Source organism: Pseudomonas sp. NPDC088429 (assembly GCF_044753305.1).
Taxonomy (GTDB): Bacteria; Pseudomonadota; Gammaproteobacteria; order Pseudomonadales; family Pseudomonadaceae; genus Aquipseudomonas; species Aquipseudomonas rustica.
Genome location: NZ_JBIVMX010000017.1, coordinates 73,487 through 96,576, shown reverse-complemented (window position 1 = coordinate 96,576; position 23,090 = coordinate 73,487). Strand labels below are relative to the sequence as shown.

General features: G+C 59.3%; 19 protein-coding genes. 11 read left to right on the top strand and 8 right to left on the bottom strand.

The window, feature by feature from the left end:
- The 8 genes from atpC to ACIP66_RS11950 all read left to right on the top strand — a co-directional run.
- A partial coding sequence (gene atpC, locus ACIP66_RS11985; RefSeq protein WP_400648271.1) for an ATP synthase F1 subunit epsilon occupies positions 1-241 on the top strand: 241 nt, incomplete at its 5' end.
- Between the two features lie 116 nt (positions 242-357).
- The gene (gene glmU, locus ACIP66_RS11980; protein ID WP_400648268.1) at positions 358-1,725 is read left to right on the top strand and encodes a bifunctional UDP-N-acetylglucosamine diphosphorylase/glucosamine-1-phosphate N-acetyltransferase GlmU; all 1,368 of its coding nucleotides are present in this window, start codon (positions 358-360) and stop codon (positions 1,723-1,725) included.
- Between the two features lie 163 nt (positions 1,726-1,888).
- On the top strand, positions 1,889-2,665 hold the full coding sequence (locus tag ACIP66_RS11975; protein ID WP_400648266.1) for a DeoR/GlpR family DNA-binding transcription regulator: 777 nt from the start codon (positions 1,889-1,891) through the stop codon (positions 2,663-2,665).
- A gap of 2 nt (positions 2,666-2,667) precedes the next feature.
- Entirely contained in the window at positions 2,668-4,500 is a 1,833-nt protein-coding gene (gene glmS / locus ACIP66_RS11970; RefSeq protein ID WP_400648263.1) for a glutamine--fructose-6-phosphate transaminase (isomerizing), read from the top strand.
- A gap of 206 nt (positions 4,501-4,706) precedes the next feature.
- Positions 4,707-5,906, top strand: a complete 1,200-nt coding sequence (locus ACIP66_RS11965; RefSeq protein ID WP_400648261.1) for a Fic family protein — start codon at positions 4,707-4,709, stop codon at positions 5,904-5,906.
- 11 nt (positions 5,907-5,917) lie between these two features.
- Positions 5,918-6,844 (top strand): LysR family transcriptional regulator, encoded by a 927-nt coding sequence (locus ACIP66_RS11960; protein ID WP_053125278.1) that lies wholly within the window; start codon positions 5,918-5,920, stop codon positions 6,842-6,844.
- Between the two features lie 104 nt (positions 6,845-6,948).
- Entirely contained in the window at positions 6,949-7,575 is a 627-nt protein-coding gene (locus tag ACIP66_RS11955; protein WP_212550286.1) for a glutathione S-transferase family protein, read from the top strand.
- A 45-nt stretch (positions 7,576-7,620) separates the two neighbouring features.
- Positions 7,621-9,651, top strand: a complete 2,031-nt coding sequence (locus tag ACIP66_RS11950) for a pyridoxamine 5'-phosphate oxidase family protein (protein ID WP_400648257.1) — start codon at positions 7,621-7,623, stop codon at positions 9,649-9,651.
- Positions 9,652-9,763: 112 nt separating this feature from the next.
- Here ACIP66_RS11950 and ACIP66_RS11945 read toward each other — a convergent pair whose 3' ends face one another.
- Genes ACIP66_RS11945 through ACIP66_RS11910 form a run of 8 tightly spaced genes read right to left on the bottom strand, consistent with a single transcriptional unit; the run spans position 9,764 to position 18,774 of the window.
- A complete protein-coding gene (locus ACIP66_RS11945) occupies positions 9,764-10,894 on the bottom strand; it encodes a glycosyltransferase family 4 protein (RefSeq protein ID WP_053125269.1) in 1,131 nt (376 codons plus the stop codon).
- Position 10,895: 1 nt separating this feature from the next.
- Positions 10,896-12,026 (bottom strand): glycosyltransferase family 4 protein, encoded by a 1,131-nt coding sequence (locus ACIP66_RS11940; protein WP_400648254.1) that lies wholly within the window; start codon positions 12,024-12,026, stop codon positions 10,896-10,898.
- Entirely contained in the window at positions 12,010-13,386 is a 1,377-nt protein-coding gene (locus ACIP66_RS11935) for a glycosyltransferase family 4 protein (RefSeq protein WP_400648251.1), read from the bottom strand. Before ACIP66_RS11935 ends, ACIP66_RS11940 begins: the two co-directional genes overlap by 17 nt.
- Positions 13,383-14,648 carry an ABC transporter ATP-binding protein gene (locus ACIP66_RS11930; RefSeq protein ID WP_400648248.1) on the bottom strand — a complete coding sequence of 422 codons (1,266 nt, stop codon included), beginning with the start codon at positions 14,646-14,648 and terminating at the stop codon, positions 13,383-13,385. The genes ACIP66_RS11935 and ACIP66_RS11930 overlap by 4 nt, the downstream gene beginning before the upstream one ends.
- A complete protein-coding gene (locus ACIP66_RS11925) occupies positions 14,648-15,445 on the bottom strand; it encodes an ABC transporter permease (RefSeq protein WP_053125263.1) in 798 nt (265 codons plus the stop codon). Before ACIP66_RS11925 ends, ACIP66_RS11930 begins: the two co-directional genes overlap by 1 nt.
- Positions 15,446-16,888 (bottom strand): mannose-1-phosphate guanylyltransferase/mannose-6-phosphate isomerase, encoded by a 1,443-nt coding sequence (locus ACIP66_RS11920; RefSeq protein ID WP_400648245.1) that lies wholly within the window; start codon positions 16,886-16,888, stop codon positions 15,446-15,448. It lies immediately after the preceding gene.
- Between the two features lie 3 nt (positions 16,889-16,891).
- Entirely contained in the window at positions 16,892-17,863 is a 972-nt protein-coding gene (gene gmd / locus ACIP66_RS11915) for a GDP-mannose 4,6-dehydratase (RefSeq protein WP_011336673.1), read from the bottom strand.
- Entirely contained in the window at positions 17,863-18,774 is a 912-nt protein-coding gene (locus ACIP66_RS11910; RefSeq protein ID WP_400648243.1) for a GDP-mannose 4,6-dehydratase, read from the bottom strand. The genes gmd and ACIP66_RS11910 overlap by 1 nt, the downstream gene beginning before the upstream one ends.
- A 427-nt stretch (positions 18,775-19,201) precedes the next feature.
- On the opposite strand from ACIP66_RS11910, the gene ACIP66_RS11905 reads away from it, so the two are divergent.
- Genes ACIP66_RS11905 through ACIP66_RS11895 form a run of 3 tightly spaced genes read left to right on the top strand, consistent with a single transcriptional unit; the run spans position 19,202 to position 23,006 of the window.
- Entirely contained in the window at positions 19,202-20,836 is a 1,635-nt protein-coding gene (locus ACIP66_RS11905; protein ID WP_400648241.1) for a glycosyltransferase, read from the top strand.
- Positions 20,830-22,134: a glycosyltransferase gene (locus tag ACIP66_RS11900; protein WP_400648240.1), complete on the top strand. Its 1,305-nt coding sequence runs from the start codon at positions 20,830-20,832 to the stop codon at positions 22,132-22,134. The genes ACIP66_RS11905 and ACIP66_RS11900 overlap by 7 nt, the downstream gene beginning before the upstream one ends.
- Complete coding sequence (locus ACIP66_RS11895; RefSeq protein WP_400648238.1) at positions 22,131-23,006, top strand: class I SAM-dependent methyltransferase; 876 nt, start codon at positions 22,131-22,133, stop codon at positions 23,004-23,006. Before ACIP66_RS11900 ends, ACIP66_RS11895 begins: the two co-directional genes overlap by 4 nt.
- Positions 23,007-23,090 lie beyond the last annotated feature (84 nt).

The window sequence follows — 23,090 nt, the reverse complement described above, 5'->3', positions numbered from 1 at the left end:
GTTCTACATCTCCGGTGGTTTCCTCGAGGTTCAGCCGAACATGGTCAAAGTGCTTGCCGATACCGTGCAACGTGCTGCCGACCTGGATGAAGCTCAGGCTCAAGCAGCTCTCAAGGCTGCCGAGCATGCTCTGCATGAAAAGGGCGCTGATTTCGACTACAGCGCTGCGTCAGCTCGTCTGGCCGAGGCTGCAGCTCAGCTGCGCACCGTCCAGCAGATCCGCAAGAAGTTTGGCGGTTAATCCGTCAGCCGCTTGTTGTGCGATTGATAAAAAAGGGTAGCCTCGGCTACCCTTTTTTCTTTTTCCGAATTCAAACCCGGTCGCAGTTGCTGACCACCCAGGATTGGTAGCCAGTCATGTCTCTTGAAATCGTTATCCTCGCGGCCGGTCAAGGCACTCGTATGCGTTCGGCCCTGCCGAAGGTTTTGCACCCGATTGCCGGCAATTCCATGCTGGGCCATGTTATCCACAGCGCCCGCCAACTCGATCCACAACGCATCCATGTAGTCATCGGTCATGGCGCCGATGTGGTGCGCGAACGTCTGGCGGCTGACGATCTGAACTTCGTTCTGCAGGACAAGCAGCTCGGCACCGGCCACGCCACCGCTCAGGCCGTACCGTTCATTTCCGCGGACACCGTGCTGATCCTTTACGGTGACGTGCCGCTGATCGAAGTCGAAACACTGCAACGTCTGCTCAAGCATGTAGTGCCGGGGCAGATGGGTTTGCTCACCGTCGAACTCGACGACCCGACGGGTTACGGCCGTATTGTGCGCGATGCTGAGGGCAAGGTCGCGGCTATCGTTGAGCACAAAGACGCCAGCGAAGCGCAGCGCGCAATCACCGAAGGCAACACCGGCATTCTCGCCGTCCCGGCCGATCGTCTGGCCGACTGGATGAGCCGCCTGTCGAACAACAACGCTCAGGGCGAGTACTACCTGACCGACGTGATCGAAATGGCGGTCAGCGACGGTCTGGTAGTGGCCACCGAACAACCGCACGACCCGATGGAAGTGCAGGGCGCCAACGATCGCAAACAACTGGCCGAGCTGGAGCGTCATTACCAGTTGCGTGCCGGCCGCCGTTTGATGGCGCAAGGCGTGACCCTGCGTGACCCGGCGCGATTTGATGTGCGCGGTGAAGTGACCGTTGGTCGCGATGTGCTGATCGACATCAACGTGATCCTCGAAGGCAACGTTGTTATCGAAGACGACGTGGTGATCGGCCCGAACTGTGTGATCAAGGACAGCACCCTGCGCAAAGGCGTGGTGATCAAGGCCAACAGTCATATCGAAGGTGCCGTAATGGGCGAGGGCAGCGATGCCGGTCCGTTCGCGCGTCTGCGTCCGGGCACCGTGCTTGAAGCGCGCGCGCATGTGGGTAACTTTGTTGAGCTGAAGAATGCGCACATGGGCGAGGGCGCGAAGGCCGGTCACTTGACCTATTTGGGCGATGCCGAAATCGGTGCGCGCACCAACGTGGGTGCTGGCACCATCACCTGCAACTATGACGGCGCCAACAAGTGGAAAACCGTGTTGGGTGCAGATGTGTTCATCGGCTCCAATAACTCGTTGGTCGCGCCTGTGGATATCTGCGACGGTGCAACCACGGCGGCCGGCTCAACGATTACGCAGAATGTGGATAACGCGCAGTTGGCGGTTGGTCGCGCGCGGCAGAAGAACATTGATGGCTGGAAGCGTCCGGTGAAAATCAAAAAGGACTGAGTTATCCACAGCGGCTTTTTGAAGATCAAAAGATCGCAGCCTTCGGCAGCTCCTACGGGGACTGTCGGAGGGCTGCGATTTTTTTATGAGCAATGGGTTGACGATTTATGGCCAATAGGTTTTGATTGCTTCCGTTATCTTTCGAATCGAAACTTAAGCCGCCATGTCGAAACGCAATACGCCCCAACGCCGCCACAACATTCTTGCCTTGCTCAATGAGCAGGGCGAAGTCAGTGTGGATGAGCTAGCCAAGCGCTTCGAAACCTCTGAAGTTACGATTCGCAAGGATCTCGCCGCACTGGAAAGCCATGGCTTGTTGCTGCGCCGTTACGGCGGGGCGATCACCATGCCGCAGGAGCTGGTCGCGGAAACCGCGCAGAGCGTTTCCAAATACAAACAGGCGATTGCCCGCGCGGCGGTGAAACGCATCCGCGAGCACGCGCGCATCATCATCGACAGCGGCAGCACCACCGCCGCGATGATCCCCGAACTTGGCCAGCAGCCAGGTCTGGTGGTGATGACCAATTCCCTGCACGTCGCCAATGCCTTGAGCGAACTCGAACACGAACCGGTGTTGTTGATGACCGGTGGCACCTGGGATCCGCATTCGGAATCCTTCCAGGGCCAGGTCGCCGAGCAGGTACTACGCTCTTACGACTTCGACCAGTTGTTCATCGGCGCCGACGGTATCGATCTGGTACGCGGCACCACGACCTTCAATGAACTGCTCGGTTTGAGCCGGGTCATGGCAGACGTGGCGCGGGAAGTCATCGTCATGGTCGAGGCCGACAAGATCGGCCGCAAGATTCCCAATCTGGAGCTGCCATGGAGCAGCGTCCATACCCTAATTACCGATGATCGCCTGCCTATCAATGCACGCGATCAGATCCAGGCCCGCGGTATCAACGTGATTTGCGCGGCTGTCAGTCAGGAGAAATAAGCATGTGTGGAATTGTCGGCGCAGTCGCTGAACGCAACATCACCGCCATCCTGCTCGAAGGCCTCAAGCGCCTCGAATACCGTGGTTACGACAGCGCCGGTGTGGCGGTGTACACCAATGACGAAACCCTCGAGCGCATGCGTCGCCCGGGCAAAGTCAGCGAACTCGAAACCGCACTGGCCGAGCACCCGCTGGTGGGGCGTCTGGGTATCGCCCACACCCGTTGGGCCACCCACGGTGCGCCGTGCGAGCGTAACGCTCACCCGCATTTCTCCGGTGACATCGCGGTGGTGCACAACGGCATCATCGAAAACCATGAAGCCCTGCGTGAACAACTGAAAGCACTGGGCTACGTGTTCACCTCGGACACCGACACCGAAGTCATCGCTCACCTGCTCAACCATAAACTCAAGGATCAGACTGATCTGACCGTGGCACTCAAAGCCACCGTCAAAGAACTGCATGGCGCTTATGGTTTGGCGGTGATCAACGCCAAGCAGCCGGATCGTCTGGTGGCCGCGCGCAGTGGCAGCCCGTTGGTGATTGGTCTGGGCCTAGGCGAGAACTTCCTCGCTTCCGACCAGTTGGCGTTGCGTCAGGTCACTGACCGCTTCATGTACCTGGAAGAAGGCGATATCGCCGAGATTCGCCGCGATAACGTGCAGATCTGGGATGTCGATGGCAAAGCCGTCGAGCGCCAGACCGTGCAATACACCGACGGTGCCGAAGCTGCCGACAAAGGCGAATTCCGCCACTACATGCTCAAGGAAATCCACGAGCAACCGGCCGTTGTCCAGCGCACCCTCGAAGGTCGACTGAGCAATGATCAAGTGCTGGTGCAAGCTTTCGGTCCGCAAGCCGCCGAGCTGTTCGCCAAAGTGCACAACGTGCAGATCGTCGCCTGCGGCACAAGCTACCACGCCGGTATGGTCGCGCGTTATTGGCTGGAAGAACTGGCCGGCATCCCGTGCCAGGTCGAAGTCGCCAGCGAATTTCGCTACCGCAAAGTCGTGGTGCAGCCGGACACCTTGTTCGTGACCATCTCCCAATCCGGCGAGACCGCCGACACCCTGGCCGCGCTGCGCAATGCCAAAGAGCTGGGTTTCCTCGCCAGCCTGGCAATCTGCAACGTCGGCATCAGCTCGCTGGTGCGTGAATCCGACCTGACCCTGCTGACCCAGGCCGGCCGCGAAATCGGCGTCGCTTCGACCAAAGCCTTCACCACGCAACTGGTCGGCCTGTTGTTGTTGACCCTGTCGCTGGGCCAAGTGCGCGGCAGCCTCGCCAAAGGCGTTGAAGCCACTTTGGTCGAAGAATTGCGCCGCCTGCCAACCCGCCTCGGCGAAGCGCTGGCGATGGACAGCACCGTGGAAAAAATCGCCGAACTGTTCGCCGAGAAAAACCACACCCTGTTCCTCGGCCGTGGCGCGCAATTCCCGGTCGCGATGGAAGGTGCCTTGAAGCTCAAGGAAATCTCCTACATCCACGCCGAAGCCTACCCGGCGGGCGAACTGAAACACGGCCCGCTGGCGCTGGTGGATAACGACATGCCAGTGGTCACCGTTGCGCCCAATAACGAACTGCTGGAAAAGCTCAAATCCAACCTGCAGGAAGTCCGCGCCCGTGGCGGCGAACTGATCGTGTTCGCCGACGAAAAAGCCGGAATGACCAACGGCGAAGGCACCCACGTGGTGCAAATGCCGCACATCCACGACATCCTCTCACCGATCCTCTACACGATCCCGCTGCAGTTGCTGTCGTACTACGTTGCGGTGCTGAAGGGCACGGACGTGGATCAACCGCGTAATCTGGCGAAGTCGGTGACGGTGGAGTAATTGGTCTTACGCGGGGGCGAGAATTTTCTTGCTCCTGCGTTGCTTTTTAGGCTCCAACACTCTCGCTATTTATCTTCAAAAATCCGCAAATAAATCCGCGTACTACTCGAACTTCCGACTATTCCTACATTACCTATAGCTAGGTAAACCGGGGGTTGTGGCGTAATCTGAAATCCGCGAAAAAATCCGCGAATCTTGGAGGTCGAATGAGCGCTGAAGCTATCTTGGGGAATCATTGGCTGGAGCCGCTGGTTCCGACATTTCCCAGTGAAATTCTGCAATTGGCAGAGCAAGTGCCATTTCAGGCAGGAAAACTCAGCGCCATCGTTGCTCCGCAAATGGTTCGGCGAGTGGGTGGATTGCTGCGGGTCACCAGCAGCTTTTACAGCAATCTGATTGAGGGCCAATTTACTGAGCCGGTAACGCTTGCGCCGACAGCCCCGAGACGTAATCCCAAAGAGCTGACTGAGCTGGCGGTGACGCATATCGGTACACAGCAAGCTTTTGAACGAGCGCTGTCACTGCACAACAAACTGCCTTGGGAGGCAATGTTTAGCAGCGCATTTGTTTCCCGGGTACATAAGCGCCTGTTTCAGGGGGCCAGCGGTGACCAATTGCATTTGCGCGACGCAAGTCGATTGGTGCCTGGCCAGCTTCGAGATGTAGCGGCCCAGGAAGTTCTCGTCGGCAATCATGCCGCGCCGTCCAGTCAATCCGTAACACCGATGCTCAATCGTATGCAGCAGGTCTACGGCCGCTTGCCCGATGCGCGGAGCCGCTTGCTCGCGGTCATGGCTTATCACCATCGATTAGCCTGGGTGCATCCTTTCGTTGATGGAAACGGTCGCACCGGCAGGCTGATCACCCACCTGCAACTGCAGAAACTGGGACTTGTATCGCCCTTGTGGTCGTTATCGCGAGGACTTGCTCGCCAGCAGGATAGTTATTACGCGCGTTTGGCCAATGCGGACAAATCGCGTCGCGGTGATCTGGATGGGCGTGGTCAACTCACCCAAGCCGGGCTGTTCGAGTTTGTCGGTTTCATGCTGGAGACCTGTCTGGATCAGATGCGCTATACCGAGCAGGCTCTGAACGTCTCCAACATGCGTGAAAGACTTCACACCATTTTTGCGTGGGACGAGCGTATTAAAAGGGCCGGTCTCAAGCCCGAGGCAGCACGTGCTTTGCACATTCTGCTGACTCAGGGCGTGCTGAGTCGGGCGGACTTCAAGATATTCACCGGACTGTCTGACCGGGTCGCGACTGATCAACTTAGAAGTCTTGTCCAGCTGGGACTTGTGGAAAGTGCTACGCCTAAAGCCCGAGATCTTTATCCGGGATTGCCCGTGTGGTTTGCACAGCTTCTATTTCCGGACTTGCATCAACGAATGATGGCTGCAAGCTAAGGAGTTGTTGGATGGATCGCTTCCAGGAAATGCACATCTTCACCACCGTCGCCCAAGAGCAAGGCTTCTCCTCGGCCGCGCGGCGTTTGGGTCTTTCCGCGGCAAGCGTGACACGGGCGGTGGCGGCGCTGGAGTTGCGCATTGGTACGCAGTTGTTGATTCGTACCACGCGCAGTGTGCATTTGAGCGAGGCGGGACAGCGTTATCTGGAGGATTGTCGGAGAATTCTCGCGGAGGTGCAGGAAGCCGAGGATTCGGCGGCGGGCAGTCATGCGCAGCCGCGTGGGCAATTGACGGTGACGGCGCCGGTGTTGTTCGGCGATCTGTTTGTGACGCCGGTGATGGCGGGTTATCTCGCGCAGTATCCGGAAGTCACGATCAACGCGGTGCTGGTCGACCGGATCGTCAACATGGTCGAAGAGGGTATCGATGTGGCGGTGCGCATCGGTGATCTGCCCGACAGCAGCCAGCATGCGATCCGGGTCGGTGAGGTGCGTCGGGTGATTTGTGGTTCGCCGGACTATTTCGCCAGGCACGGTCGGCCGATTCATCCTCATGCGCTGGCAGGCGTACCGGTGGTGGCGACTTCTGCGATTGGTCAGCAACGCACTTGGCCGTTTCTCGATGGCGGCGAACCGTTCAGCGTGCGACCTGAACCGCGTCTGATCGTCACGGCCAATCAGGCTGCGATTACGGCAGCGGCCATGGGCTTGGGGATGACGCGGGTTTTGTCTTATCAAGTGGCGAGCAAGGTGGCCGCCGGTGAATTGGAAATCGTCCTCGCCGAATTCGAACTGCCCGCATTGCCGATCCATGTGGTCTATCAGGGCGGGCGCAAGGCGCCGGCGCGGATCCGCAGTTTTGTCGATTTCGCGGTACAGGCTTTGCGCGAACATCCCGCGTTGAAAAATGCAGCGTTATTGCACGAGCTGAAATAATCGTTTGCAGTTACTGGTGATTCTGTTGTTTTCGCGATCAGCGGAAGATGGCCCCCTCGGCGCGCTCATCCCCGCAGCGGCGCCCCTGTTCAGCGGAGTCGACCATGCAAGCGATCAAACTCTACAACTTCCCGCGTTCTGGCCACGCTCATCGCGTCGAGTTGATGCTGTCCCTGCTGCAATTGCCGACCGAGCTGATTTTCGTCGATCTGGCCAAGGGTGAGCACAAGCAGCCCGCGTATCTGGCCATCAACAGCTTCGGCCAAGTCCCGGCGATTGATGACGGCGGTGTGGTGCTCGCCGATTCCAACGCTATTCTGGTGTATCTGGCGCAGAAGTATGGCAACGGACGTTGGCTGCCTGCGGATCCGGTCGGTGCCGCGCATGTGCAGCGTTGGTTGTCGGCAGCCGCCGGGCCGATTGCTTTCGGCCCTGCTGCTGCACGCTTGGTCACGGTATTCGGCGCGCAACTGAATGCTGATGAAGCCATCACCCGTGCGCACAACCTGCTGAAAGTGATGGACGTCGAACTGGGCAAAACTCCGTATCTGGCCGGCGAAGAACCGACCATCGCCGACGTCTCGGCCTACAGTTACATCGCTCATGCGCCGGAAGGCAATGTGTCGCTGGATGAGTACGGCAACGTTCGCGCCTGGCTGGCCCGGGTCGAAGCCTTGCCCGGTTTTGTCGGCATGCCGCGCACCGTCGCCGGTCTGCAAACCGCAGTCTGATTCCCGCAATCCACACTGTGCCGACGGTGCAGGGGAGAGGTCGTGATGGAACGTTCACCGTGGCACGCTGGCGAGCAACAGTTGCAGGCGAAAGTCGGGGTTGCCGAACGCATGGAGGCGTTCGGGCGTAAGGTGATTCGCACGTGGATGCCGGATCAGCACCGTGAGTTCTATCAGCAATTGCCCTTTATGCTGTACGGCGCCGTCGATGCGCAGGGTCGGCCGTGGGCCAGTGTGCTTGAAGGTGCGCCGGGCTTTGCTCATTCGCCGGATCCCGAGCACCTGCATTTCGCCAGCCAATCCTCGGCCGATGACCCGGCGCAACTGCGCAACGGCGAGCCAATCGGTTTGCTCGGCATCGAACTGCACACCCGCCGGCGCAATCGCCTCAACGGCCATGTCGATAATCTGACCGCGCAGGGTTTCGACGTCAGCGTGGATCAGGCTTTCGGTAACTGCCCGCAATACATTCAGTTGCGCCAGTTTCAGCGCGTGCCACTGACGGATCCGCAAACCCGCCCGGCTCAGCATCTGGACGCTCTCGATGAGACGGCCACGGCGTTGATCGAAGGCGCCGACACGTTCTTCGTCGCCAGTTATGTCGATGTTGATGGTCAGCGCGCGGTGGATGTTTCCCACCGAGGCGGCCAGCCAGGTTTCGTACGGGTGGAAGGGAATCGTCTGACCATCCCCGACTTTGCCGGCAATCTGCATTTCAATACCCTCGGCAATTTATTGCTCAACCCCAAGGCCGGCCTGCTGTTCATCGACTTTTCCACAGGCGATGTACTGCAACTCAGCGGGCGCACCGAGATCATTCTCGAAGGCCCGCAAATCGAGGCGTTTCAAGGCGCGGAACGCCTGTGGACATTTGCTGTGGAAAAACTGGTGCGGCGCCCGGCGGCATTGGCGTTGCGCTGGCGCTTCGACGGCATGTCGCCGACCAGTCTGTTGACCGGTAACTGGGCCGAGGCGGACGCACGTTTGCAGGCGCAGGCACTCGGCAATCAATGGCGGCCTCTGCGGGTGACGAAGATTGAAGCGGAGAGTCAGCACATTCGCTCGATCTATCTGGAACCTGCCGATGGCGCCGGTTTGCCGGTGTTTCTTGCCGGTCAGCATTTGCCGCTGCGTTTCACCGTGGATGGCGAGGTACACATTCGTACTTACAGCCTTTCGAGTGCGCCATCGGATGGTTTCTACCGGATCAGCGTCAAGCGTGAGGGCCTGATTTCGTCGCATCTGCATGAGCAGATAAATGTCGGCGATGTACTCGAAGCGCGTGCGCCGCAGGGGCATTTCACCGTCGCACCGCTGGAGCAGCGACCGTTGGTGCTATTGGCTGCTGGTGTGGGAATCACGCCGTTGCTGTCGATGCTGCGCGAGGTGGTGTACCAGGGCTTACGGACGAGGAGGATTCGTCCGACGCTGTTGTTGCAGAGTTCACGCAGCCTGGCCGATCAACCGTTTCGCAAGGAGCTGGATCGCTTGCTGGAAACGTCTGGCGATGCGGTGCGGGTGTTGCGTTTGCTCAGCCAGCCGGAAGCCGATGTGCAGGAAGGTGCGGACTTCGATTTGCCGGGGCGGATTGACGGCGAGGTGTTGAGGAATGTGCTGGAGGTCGATGATTTCGACCAGATCGATTTTGTCCTGTGTGGCCCCGGTGGTTTTACCCAAGGGCTGTACGACACCCTGCGCGAACTGGATGTACGCGACGCGCAGATTTATGCGGAAACCTTTGGCCCGTCGACACTGAAACGTCAGGCCGATCCGGATGCAATCGTGATTGAGCAACCGCCCGTAGCGACCACTTCGGTTCCGGTGGTGTTCGAGCGTTCGGCGAAAGAGGCGCGTTGGCAGCCGGATGGTGGCAGTTTGCTGGAACTGGCGGAGAGCCGTGGATTGCGTCCGGAGTTCAGTTGCCGAGGTGGTTCATGTGGAACCTGCAAGACGCGGCTGGTCAGCGGCGCGGTGAATTATCCACAGGTGCCGGCGGATATGCCGGAGGCGGGGCATGTGCTGATTTGTTGTGCGGTGCCGGCGCAAAGCAGCCAACCCTTGGTCTTGGATTTATAAACCGATCCCTGTAGGAGCTGCCGAAGGCTGCGATCTTTTGATCTTGAAAACAAAAGTCAAAAGATCGCAGCCTTCGGCAGCTCCTACAGGGGAAATGTGTTTCAGGCCGAAATCAGGCGTAGGACAGGGATTTTTCTTCGAGCAATTCCTGATACAGCTCCGTCCACTTGCGGCCCATTTCGTCGGCTGTGAATAACTGCCGATACCGCGCCTCCGCTTTCACCCCCATCGCCGCCGCACGCACCGGATCATCCCAGAGCGTACGCATCGCCTCGCGAAATGCCTGTGGATGACTCGGCGGCACCACCAATCCGGTCTCGTTGTGAATATTGATGTAACTGGTGCCGGTGCCGATCTCGCTGGAGATCATCGGTTTGCCGTACATCGCGCCTTCCAGCAGCGAAATACCGAACGCTTCCGAACGCAGGTGCGACGGGAAGACGATCGCGTAGCTCAATTGCAGCAACGCGACTTTGTCTTCGTCGCCCAAGCGGCCGAGGAAATGAATGTTGCGCAGCCCCAACGCTGCAGCTTGCGCATGCAGCTCCTGCTCGAGCGGGCCGGCGCCGACGATCACCACCGGGTAATCCACGTCTTTCAGCGCATCAAGCAGGATGTGCAGGCCTTTGTAATAACGCATGACCCCGACGAACAGGAAAAACTTATCCCCAAGCTGCTGGCGCCAGCGGTTCATGCGCTCGCTATCGGCCTGTGGATAACCGGCCTTGTTCAAACCGTAGGGGATGACTCGAGTCTTGTCCTGAAACTGCTGCAGCACATCGCTGGTGTGCAGGTAGTTCGGCGACGCCGCGACAATACGGTCGGCGCTGGCGAGGAAGCGGTTCATCAGCGGCCGGTAAAGTTTCAGCAGGTGCTTCTGGCGAATGATGTCCGAGTGATAGGTCACTACGCTGGGTTTTTGCATGCCGCTGGCGAAATGCACCAGATCCATGAACGGCCACGGAAAGTGGTAGTTGACCACATCGGCCTCGGCGGCCATTTCGCGAAACTGTTTGAACACGCTCCAGGAAAAACCGGTGGAGGCGAACTGAATGTCGAGTTTGGCGCGGTGCACTTCGTGGTGACCGAGTTTGACCACGGGCGGTGTCGGGTCGCTGCTGAGTGTCAGCACCTGACCATCGATACCGTGCTGGGCGCCGCTTTCGCAGAGCTGGAAGATCACTTGTTCGATGCCGCCGACCGAGTCAGGCAGGTACGTTTTGAAAAAGTGAAGTACGCGCATATCAACCTCCCATGGCCTGGCGGTAGGCACCGGCCGTGGCCTGTGCACAACGCTCCCAGGAAAAAAGCCGTGCCTGCTGCAATCCGGCTTCTCGGCATGCCTGCCAATGTGCTTGATCGTCGATCAAAAGGCTCATCGCATCGCGCAAGCCTTGTGCATCGTCAGCTTGAATATAGTTGCCGGCCGGGCCCGCTACTTCCGGCATCGCCGAAGAACCGGTGACCACCACCGGCGTGCCACTGGCCATTGCCTCCAGCACCGGCAGACCGAAACCTTCGTACAGCGAAGGAAAAATCAGTGCCCGTGCACCGGCGAGCAATTGCGCCACGTGTTCATCGGGCAAGTAACCGAGCAGGCACACATGACCGCTGGCCAAGGCTTGACGCAACTCGTCACTGAATTGATCGCGCTGCCAACCGGCCATGCCGACGATCAGCAGCGGAAAGCGCTCGCGCACGGCTTCTGGCAACAAGGCGTGGGCGCGCAGGGCCAGCGTCAGGTTTTTGCGCGGCTCCAAAGTGCCGACACAGAGGAAATATTCGCGCGCCGTAACCGCGTGCGTTTTGAGCACCGCGTCGATCGCCAATGGCTCACGCGGATGAAAGCGTGCCGCGACGCCCAACGGGGCGACCACAAAGCGCTCGGCCGGCAAGCCGAAATAATCCTGAGCCTCATCGGCGATGGCTTGCGAGTCGGTGAGAATCAACTGCGCCTGCGCAACGCCGATCGCCAGTCGCCGCTCGATTTCCTTGAGCCGCGCGGCGGGCTGTGTGTCGGGGAAATGCAGGTGCGTGAGGTCGTGCAAAGTAATCACCGTCGGGCCGTCGAAGGCCAGCGGCCACAGGCTCGGCTCGTGGTACAGATCGATGCCTTGCGCGCGGCCCTGATCGAAACGCTTCTGCTCCAGCCAGCGCCGCGCCTGATAGGCTCCGGGGATTTGCCGCAGCAGTGGCGTCAATCGCGAGTAACCGGGCATGGCCGCTTCCGGCAACGCCGAACTCCAGCCCCAGCCGTGGAACAGCGTAACCTCGACATCAGGTTCGCTGCGCAAGGCGTTGACCAGTTCGGCGACGTAATGGCCGATGCCGGTGCGCGGCGCCTGCAGAATTCTGGCGTTAAGCGCTATGCGCATGCTGCTTCTCTTCGGTAGGCAGCGATGTGTTCAGGTTGCGCTCGATCCGCTGAACCAATTGCGCGCTCGCTTCGCGCCAACTGAGCCAACGCCATTGCTCAAGGCTCAGGGCGGCCGGAAACTTGCCGGAGTGCTCCATACCGGTCACCAGATCGGTCAGGCTTTGCGGGTCTGCCAGATCGAAATAGGCTATGTAATCGTCGCCGATTTCGCGGAACACCGGAATATCGCTGGCCATTGCCGGTAATCCTCGTTGCATGGCTTCCACCAGTGGCAAGCCGAAACCTTCGACGTAAGACGGGAACACCAGCGCGGTGGCGTGGGAATAGGCATGTTCCAGACTTCTGTCCGACAGAGAGTTGTACATGAACAAACGGCGGTTCAGTTCTGGATGCTTGCGAATGCGCTCGACCAAGGCATCACACTTCCAGCCAATTTTCCCGACAATGCACAAGCGTGCCGTGGATCCCGTGGTCCAGGCGCGTTCGAAGGCATCCAGCAGATAAGCATGGTTTTTGCGCGGCTCGATGGTGCTGACCATGAGGAACACCGGCTCGGCCGTTTTGAACATCTGCAGCAAGGCTCGATCAACCTCGGCACCGGCATCGCTCAGATCCAGCTCTGAACCCAGGTGGAAATAATCAAACCAGCGTTGTTCGACTTGTTGCGCGCCAATCCGGCGCAGCATCTCCTCGCGCACTTGGTCGCGGATAGTCGTCGAAATCGCCACGTAGCCATCGGCCGTGCGGGCGATCCAGTCGAACCAGTCGTTGAAAACCTTGACCAGGCCGGCATCGCAGAACTGCGGATGGGTCAGGGGGATCAGGTCGTAAATCACCGAGATGATACCGACGCCGTCACGCTTGAGTTGCTCGGCCAAGGGGAAAAAATTGGCGTGCCATGACGAGTCGAGCAACACCAATTGATCGCCCGCCCGGTGGGCTAACGGGACGCAACGTTCGGGAATGGTTTTACCTTTCAGGACTCGTTCGAGCACGCGCATAGGCAAACTGAAACAGGCAAATGCGCTGAGCCGGCAGCCGACGTAGAGCACTCGGCGGGCGAAATGCGACTGGCTGAACGGACGGCGGCGCTCCAGTGCACGGTGGCGCAGCCAGAAGGCGTTGGCCCATTGCTCCAGCTTCACGCGCAGGCTCACCAGGTCGAGCTTGGGTGATTTCAGCGGGGCGAGACTTTTCACTTCATAGAGACCACCATCAATCATCACCACCGGGATGCATTCGACGGTTTCATCGGCCGCCGGCAGTTGCTGGATGACGTTGCGCACCACGCGTTGAATGCCGGAGTTGGCGGTCGGGTGTTCGAAAACGTAAGTGCACTCCACCAACAGTCGCGTCATCGCAAGATCTCCATATCAGGCGTTTGTACAAGGGGTTCACTGGAGCGGGTGATGTCGGTTTGCGCTTGCAGCCACGAGCAGCCGACGAAGTCTTCCTGGCGATTGTTGATGACGTGGAAGACCAGGCCGTAATCGCGCCATTCGAAGTTGCGATCCAGGTGCGAGTCGAGACGTGACAGGCTCAACGCGACCGAATAACTGCCCTTGCCCAGACGCATGTCGAAGGCGAAGCGGAAGGTCACGCGCTCGCCGGCGCTCAGGTCGGTGACGGCTTTGTCGAGGCGATGGGTGTTGATCCCGTAGATGGCCTGACCCAGGCGATCCTTGATCATGAAACCGAGAATCAGCCGTTCGATGTCTTTACGAACTTCGGTCTGCACCTCCAGCACCACAGGCTGACCGACTTCTGCGACTTCGAGGCTGCGCCCGCGTGCATCGAGCAGGCGCACACTGACAATCCCCGCTTCACCGGTGCCGGAAATGGTTTGCACCTGACCGTTGGCAAGCATTTCCTGGCGTACCGTCTGCCCCTCGCGCTGAGCGAGCATGGCGTTGTAATAGTCCATGACTTCTTCGGGTTTGCCGCGCATGGCCAGACGCCCGTTTTCGAGAAGAATGGCGCTGTCGCAGATCGACTGAATGGCCGAGCGGTCATGGGAGACGATCAGCAGAGTGGTACCGGCCGCGCGGAAGCTGCGTATGCGTTCGAAGCTTTTGTGCTGGAAGTAGGCATCACCGACCGACAAGGCTTCGTCGACGATCAGAATGTCCGGGCGTCGCGCGGTGGCGACACTGAACGCCAGACGCATCTGCATCCCGCTGGAATAGGTGCGCACGGGTTGATCGATGGCTTCGCCGATTTCGGCAAAGCTTTCGATTTGCGGCATCAGTTGTTCAATCTCTTCGACTTGCATGCCCAGTAACTGACCTGACATGAAGGCGTTCTGTCGGCCGGTGAAGTCCGGGTGAAAACCCATGCCCAGTTCCAGCAGCGCGGCAACCCGGCCTTCCAGTTGAATGTGGCCACAGGTCGGCTGGGTGGTGCCGGTGATCATTTTCAGCAGGGTACTTTTACCTGCGCCGTTGACGCCGACGATGCCGACGGCCTCCCCGGGTTTGATCTCGAAGTCGACGTCTTGCAGGATCCAGTGCTGATGGTGGCGGGTTCCGGAAAACGGCACCAACCATTCAAACAGGCGGCTCCAGCGATTCGGGTACTGTTTGTAGGCCTTGCCCAGGCCGGTAACGCGTATATGTCCCATCAGAGCTCGTCCACCATTTCACCGACGCGATGACGAAACAGCCGCAACGCCATGGCGCAGAGCAACAGACCGATGATTAACAACGGAATCAGCGAGGACCAGTCCGGCCATTGGTTATAGAGAAACACATTCTGGTAACTGGTCATCAGGGGGGTCATCGGGTTCAGTCCGATAACGTGTTGAATGCCCGGCGGCAGAATCGACAGCGGGTAAACGATCGGTGTCAGCCAGAACCAGAATTGCAGGCAAATTCCGAACATCTGACCGACGTCGCGAAAGAACACGTTAAGAATGCCAAGCAACATCCCCAGCCCGGCGGCGAAGATCACTTGCAGGATCAGCAGCGGGATCAACGCCAGCAAAGCCATGCCAGGCAAGCGTCCGCTGATCAGCAGGAAGCCGAAGAACAATCCCAGAATGATCGCGAAGTTGATGCCGGCATTGAGGAGCGCAATCACCGGCAGGCAGATACGCGGGAAGCTGATTTTTTTCAGCAGGTTCGCGTTTTCGAGGAACATGCCCTGGCTGCGCGAGGTAATTTCGGCGAACAGTCCCCAGGTCAGCAGGCCTGCACACAGGTAGACGCTGTAAGCCAGGCCGTCATCAACACCCGGCAGGCGCGCGCGCATGATCTGGGAAAAAATCACTGTGTAGACCACGATCATCGACAGCGGGTTGAGCACAGTCCACAGCGCACCGAACAGCGAGTTGCGATACCGCGATTGAAACTCCCGCTTGACGCTACCGAGGATGAATCCCCGATAGCTGTACAACGAGCGGTACAGGGAAAGCAGCATTTAAACCGTCCTGCCGTATTGGTCTTCGAAGCGGACGATGTCGTCCTCTCCCAGGTATTCGCCGCTTTGCACTTCGATGATCACCAGATCGATCACCCCGGGGTTTTCCAGGCGATGTTTGTGGCCGGCGGCAATAAAAGTCGATTCATTTTTCGCCACCAGCGTGGTGCCGGTGCCGTTGTTGGTGACCTTGGCCATGCCTTCGACGACCACCCAGTGTTCGTTGCGGTGATGGTGCATTTGCAGGGACAGCTTGCCACCGGGTTTGACCACGATGCGCTTGATCTTGAAACGCGGCCCTTCTTCGAGAACCGTGTAAGTCCCCCACGGGCGGCTGACGGTACGGTGCAGCCGATAGGCTTCGTGGGATTTGTCCTTGAGTTGCTTGGCCACCCGACGCACGTCCTGCGCCCGGTCGGCGTGGGCCACCAGCACCGCGTCGGCGGTGTCGACGATGATCAGGTTATCCACACCCACCGTCGCCACCAGCCGGTCTTCGCTCTGCACGAAGTTATTGTGGCTATCAATGAAGATCGCGTCGCCGCTGGCGCGGTTGTTGTCGGCATCGGCGGGCACCAGAGCCGCGACGGCGCCCCACGAACCGATGTCGCTCCAGTCAAAACCGGCCGGCACCACCACGACTTTTTCCGAGCGTTCCATCAGCGCGTAGTCGATGGAGATGTCGGTGATTTCCGCGAACAGCGCCGGCGACAGCTCTTGTTGCAGGCAACCGACGGTTTCGATCGGTGCGCTGGCGGCCATGCAGGCGCGGGTCTGTTCCAGCAGTTCAGGCGCGTGCAATTGCAGCTCGGCAATCACGGTGGCAGTGGTGAAGCAGAACATCCCCGAATTCCACAGGAAGTTGCCGCTTTCCAGATAATGCGTGGCAGTTTGCAGATCGGGTTTCTCGACGAAACGCTGCACTTTCGCCGCGCCTTTGGCGTCCAGCGGCGCGCCGGTTTCGATGTAGCCGAAGCCGGTTTCCGCTGCGGTCGGGATCACGCCGAAGGTCACTAGATAACCGTCCTTGGCCAGATTCACCGCGTGCTCGACGGCGGTCTTCAGCGCATCCTGATTGACGATCAAATGGTCGGCCGGCATCACCACCATGATCGCGTCATCACCGTGCAGCGCTTGCAGCGACAAGGCTGCGGCAGCAATCGCCGGCGCAGTGTTGCGCCCGGTCGGCTCCAGCAGGAAGTGCCCGCGATGGCGCGAGACGTGGGCGGCGCAATAGTGATCCTTGCTCTGGAAGTAGTACTCGCGATTGGTCACCGTGACGATGTCGCCCCAGCCGTCGAGCAAAGCTGCCGCGCGCTGGTAGGTCTTGCCGAGCAGCGACTGGCCGTCGGGCAAATTCATGAACGGTTTCGGATGGCCCTCGCGGGACACCGGCCACAAACGAGTGCCGGCACCGCCGGACAAAATCACGGGGATCAGCATGGCCTACTCCTTGGCGACGCGTTTCATGTCCGCATCCATCATCATGCGGATCAAGGTATCCAGGTCGGTTTTCGGCTTCCAGCCCAGCACGCGCTGAGCCTTGGCCGGATTGCCGAGCAGCACTTCAACTTCGGCCGGACGGAAAAACGCCGGGTCGATCTTCACGTAATCGCGGTAGTTGAGGCCGACGTGATCGAAGGCGATGCGGCACATCTCGCGCACCGTGGTGGTGACGCCGGTGGCGACCACGAAATCGTCAGGCTTGTCCTGTTGCAGCATCAGCCACATGGCTTCGACGTAATCGCCGGCAAAACCCCAGTCGCGTTTCGCATCAATGTTGCCCAAGGCCAGCTCCTGCTGTTTGCCTTGCTTGATGCGAGCGGCAGCGTCGGTGACCTTGCGGGTGACGAACTCGATGCCACGCAGGGGCGATTCATGGTTGAAGAGGATGCCGCTGCTGGCGTGCAGGTTGAAGCTTTCGCGATAGTTGACGGTGATCCAGTGACCGTACAACTTGGCCACGCCGTACGGGCTGCGCGGATAGAACGGCGTGTTCTCGTCCTGCTGCTCAGCCTGGATCAGGCCGAACATTTCGCTGGTCGAGGCCTGATAGAAGCGCGTGTGCGGGCTGAACTGACGGATCGCCTCGAGCAAGTGCGTCACGCCCAGACCGTCGACGATGCCGGTGGTCACCGGTTGATCCCAGGAGGCGGCGACAAAACTTTGCGCGGCGAGGTTATAGACTTCGTCCGGCGCCGATTTGATGACCGCGCGCTGTACCGAGCAGGCATCGGCCATGTCGCCGTCGAGATAAACGATGTCGGCTTCGACACCCATCTCGCGCAGGCGCCAGCGCGAATCGCTGCTGCGCCGTGCAACCAGGCCATGAACCTTGTAGCCCTTGTCGAGCAACAGTTTCGCCAGATAAGCGCCGTCCTGGCCGGTGATCCCCGTGATCAGTGCACTTTTAGTCATTATTGTTTTACTCGCTTCTCCCAGTCGGACAGGATCGCCCGCAGGGATTGTTGTGTGGTGATTTCAGGCGCCCATCCTGTGGTTTTGGTCAGCCTTGCATGGCTGCCGCAAACGCGACGCTGATCGGCACGTCGCATACGCGCCGGATCCTGAACCAGTTGCATGGTTACTTCGGCCAGATCGGCCAGTTGTTCAATCAGACTGCGGATGCTCTGCTCCCGCCCCGAGCAGATGTTGTAAACCTGTCCTGCCTGGCCCTTTTCCAGCAGCGCGAAATACGCCGAAACCACGTCGCCAACATCGAGAAAATCACGGCTGACGTCAATATCGCCGACTTCCAGTTGTGGTGCTTGCAGGCCTTGCTTGATGCGAATGATCTGCCGCGCCGCACTGGCGATGACAAAACTGTCTTTCTGCCCGCTGCCGATGTGGTTGAACGGCCGCGCGACCAGCACCGGCCAGCCCTCGCTCAAACCCCATTGCAGACTGAGAAATTCGGCCGAGAGTTTGCTCACCGCGTACGGGTTGCGCGGGCAGGGCGCTTGTTGTTCGGTGATTGGCAGATCGTTCTCGCTGACCTGACCGTAAACGTCGCCAGAGCTGACGTACAGAAAGGTGCCCTGAAAGCCACGGGCCTTGAGGGCCTGTAACAGATTGAGGGTGCCGAGCAGATTGATGTCGAGGGTGCGGGCCGGGTCGCGGAAGGCTTCGGGGACGAACGTCTGACCGGCCAGATGAATGACCGCGTCGGGCATTTGCGGCCAGAGGTCGACAAGGCTGTCGGGATCCGTCAGATCAAAACGTGAAGCTGCAGGCAGCAGTTCCCACGCAGAATCAGGCGAGGCCAAACGTGACTGAATATGTTGCCCAACGAATCCACTGAGACCCGTGACGAACAGACGCTTTTTCAAACAGCGACCCCTTGGTCTTGGTTTTCGCAGCACTTCCTACAGGCTTTAGAGAAGGGTCTGTCAGATCGGTTGGAAAATCCGCTAAGACGACAGGCGAAAACGTTGTTGTAGTTATTTGCTGTCAATCTGTGCCAATTGCCGAGCAATTTCAACTGGCCAAACCGTGACCGGTCAGTTCTCGTCAGCGTAGCCAAATTTATTCTCGCCGGGCGGTTCACGAATCCTTGATGGATGTGTTTAGAATGCCCCTCGCCGCCATTCTTCAAAGTTTGTCGCAAGGGTCGCGAGCCAGAGTGAAACCAACCACTAAAACAAGAACGAAGACGTTTCCCATGACGAAGGACGAAAGCCGGTAAAGCCGATTCGATCCGACGCTTGGCCGTCATAGCATGAGACTGCCGGGATGGTGGTTTCATCGTGGAATGCCATGAATTTCATTCTTTACTCGGACGTCAACGACCGCTCCATCAGCCAGAGTCTTGGGCGTCCCGAATACAGCTATTACTTCGTGCTCAAGGCCTATCGCCCTGTGCTGGAAAGCCTTGGGCGGGTGCATGTCGTGGCATCGGCGGCTGAAGTCGATCCGCTGTATCGACACCTGCGAGAGGCCGGTGAAGAGTGTCTGTTTCTTTCGTTCTCGCCACCGCATAAAACCCCGACTGACCTGCAATGCCCGACGGTGTGCGTGATCGCGTGGGAGTATGACTCGATCCCTTCCGAGTGCCACCCCGATGATCCCCGCCAGGACTGGAGCCAGACGCTGGCGCGGCATGGCCGGGTGATCACGCTGTCCAGCCACACGGCCGAAGCGATCCGCCGCACCTTGGGTGAAGACTTTCCTGTACTGGTTCTGCCCACGCCATTGTGGGAAGGTTTTGCCGCTGTGCGTCAGCAATTTCCGCCCGCAGCGGTGAACGCCGGAGCGACGTTGCAGATCAAGGGTTGCATCATCGACAGCCGCGCTCTGGGGTTGTCTGCCGACGGTCTGATTGCGCCCATTCACAACGAGCAGGAACTGGAAACCCGTGGCCTGGCCGAGCCGGTCGAGGAGACGCCGGCAGAACCTCTGCCACCTCCCGAGCTGACCCCGCGCCGTCGGGCATTCATCACCAGGCATTATCTGCGTGAAGGCGTTCGAGCTTTCACCCGTCCTTCCGAGCATCGGCCGCTGTTTCTGCTCAAGCACAACCTGCTGATGTGGTATCGCGAAGCCGTCAGCGATTTATTGCCCGATGCGCTGCGCCAAAAGCTTTCCGGTCTGCGTACGCCGGCCCCCGAGCCCTTGCCTCTGGCGACGACGGTCGCGCAAGCCATGGAGCAAGTCGAACATCCTCAAGCGGTGTTGCCCGATACCAGCGAGTACGCACAGATCGACGTCAGTGGCGTGGTCTACGTGAGCGTGTTCAACCCCGATGACGGGCGCAAGAACTGGCATCACTTGATCACGGCATTCTGCTGGGCCATGCGCGATGTCGAAGACGCGACGCTGGTGCTGAAAATCACCCAGAACGACCTGTCGAGTTACTACGTTCATCTGATCACGTTGCTGTCGCAACTGTCGCCCTTTGCCTGTCGCGTGGTGGTCATGCATGGCTATCTGGAAGACGAGGAATTCGCCCGGTTGTATGGCGCGGCGAGTTTCTATGTCAACGCGTCACGCTGCGAAGGGTTGTGCCTGCCGTTGATGGAATTCATGTCGTGCGCCCGTCCGGTGATCGCGCCAAACCACACGGCCATGCGCGATTACATCGACGAGAAAGTCGGGTTCATCGTCAAGTCCAGCCGCGAGCCGACCATCTGGCCGGAGGACGTGCGGATTCTGTATCGCACGCTGCGCCATCGCCCGGACTGGGGCTCGCTGAAAACCGCTTACGAGGACAGCTACGCGATGGCTAAAAATCATCCGCAGGCTTACCAGACCATGGCCGCCGCCGCTGATCAGCGTATGCACGATTACTGCGGTTTCGCGCCTGTGCAGCAACGCCTGGCAGCGTTTCTCGGGCTGACACCTGTCCGTGACGTCGCTTCGCAGCCAATCGAAGCGGGGGCTGCCTCATGCTGATCATCATTCATTCGGAAACCAACAAGAGCAATATCCAGCAAAACCTCGGCCGGCCCGAGTACAGCTATTACTTCGTGCTCAAGGAATTCCGCCCGGTGCTGGAACGCATCGGGCAGGTCATCGAGGTGAGTAATCCCGACGAATTGGTCGATCGCCTGTATTTCGATTGCCTGAGCCGTGGCGAAGCATGTGTTTACCTGTCGTTCTCGCCGCCGCATCGCACGCCGATTCATTATGCATGCCCGACCATTCCGGTATTTGCCTGGGAATTCAGTACCATTCCGACCGAGAGCTGGCAGGGTGAACCGCGCCATGACTGGCGTGTGGTGCTGGAGGCCTGCGGCAGGGCGATCACCCATTCGACGTTCACGGTCAATACCGTGCGCGATGTGATGGGTGCCGATTATCCGGTGTGTGCAATCCCGGCGCCGGTGTGGGATCGCTTCGCTGCGCGTGGTCAGTCATTGAGCAAAAGCTCAGTGGTGGAAAACGTGCAGTTGAATTTGCGAGGTCTGTTGATCGACAGCCGCACCGTCGACTTGCGGCCGTATGGCCCAAGCGAGCTGCAAGAGGGGACGCCGATGTCGTTCAGCGGTCCACCGCAGGATTGCACGGTGCAACTTGAGGGCGTGGTCTACACCTCGGTGTTCAATCCCTATGACGGGCGCAAGAATTGGCATGACATGATCAGTGCATTCTGCAGCACTTTTCGTGACGTGCCCGATGCAACGCTGGTGCTGAAACTCACCCACCATGACATCGCCAATGCGCTGTACGACATGGTGCATCATCTCTACAAGAATCAGACGTACCAATGCCGGATCGTGCTGATCCACGGCTATCTGGCTGATGCTGATTATGAAGCGCTGGTGCAGGCCACCAGCTACGTGGTCAACAGCTCCTACGGCGAAGGGCAGTGCCTGCCGTTAATGGAATTCATGTCGTGCGGCAAACCGGCGATTGCACCGCTGAACACGGCAATGGCCGATTACATCGACGGCGATTGTGCGTTCATCGTCGATTTCACTGAAGAGCTCACGGCCTGGCCGCACGATCCCCGCGCGGCGTATCGGACGATGCGCTACATGACCGACTGGGATTCGCTGTGTACGGCCTATCGCGCCAGCTATGACGTGGCGAAAACCGATGGTCAGCGCTACGCCAGAATGTCGGCCCACGCCGTCAGCAATCTGCAGCGTTTTTGCAGTCAGGACAACACCGAACAGCGTTTGCGGGCATTTTTTGAACAACGTCTGCAATCGGCTCAGACGCCTCCTGCACAAGTCTCGCGCGCATGATTCGGCGACTGCTCGCACGATGGTTACCCGCGCCCCCACCGATGCCCGAGCCTGCGCCGCTCCCCAGCGTTTCGCCTGCTGATGTCGGTTTGCATGACGCCGTGCTCGACGGCTGGTTTTTAGGCGCCTCGGGCGAATTGCTCAAAGGTTTTGCAATCACGGCGGATGACACGCTGCTCGACGTTGGTTGCGGCGAAGGCGTGGCAACATTGTTCGCTGTCCGACAGGGCGCCTCGGTGATTTTCACTGACAGTGAACACCACAAGGTGCGCGATCTTGCCCGGCAGGTCGACGCGCAAAGCCATCAACTGAACCTGGGCCTGGTCAGCAACAGCCTGCCGCTGCCATTAGCCGATGGCTGCGCCAGCAAAGTGGTGTGCATGGAAGTGCTGGAGCACATCGACCACCCGGAACCGTTCATGGCCGAACTGGTGCGCATGGGGCGCCCCGGTGCGCAATACCTGCTCAGCGTACCGGCACCGGTGGGCGAGCATTTGCAGAAGGGCATCGCCCCGGCCAGCTATTACCAATCGCCCAATCATGTGCAGATTTTTACCGCGGAGCGTTTCGCCGCATTGGTAGAGGACGCGGGTCTGGTAATCGAGCATCGCCAGGCCAATGGATTTTTCTGGGTGATGGGGATGATTTTTTTCTGGGCGAGCGAGCGCGCGGCCGGCAGAGATCCCGGCGGCGCGGTGCGTGATCGTATTCAGGCGCCGTATCCACCGTTGATGGAAAGCTGGGCCCGCACCTGGCAAGACCTGCTGGCCCAGCCCGATGGCCATGCGATCAAACAGACCCTCGATCAATTGATGCCGAAAAGTCAGGTCATCATCGCCCGCAAACCTCTGGATGCAGGGCGCACGTCATGACCGGCAAACGGATCATGGCCATCGAAAAATTGTGCGCCATCGCTGTGCCGGGCGTTTTGTTCCATCACTTGCCAGGCAACCGGT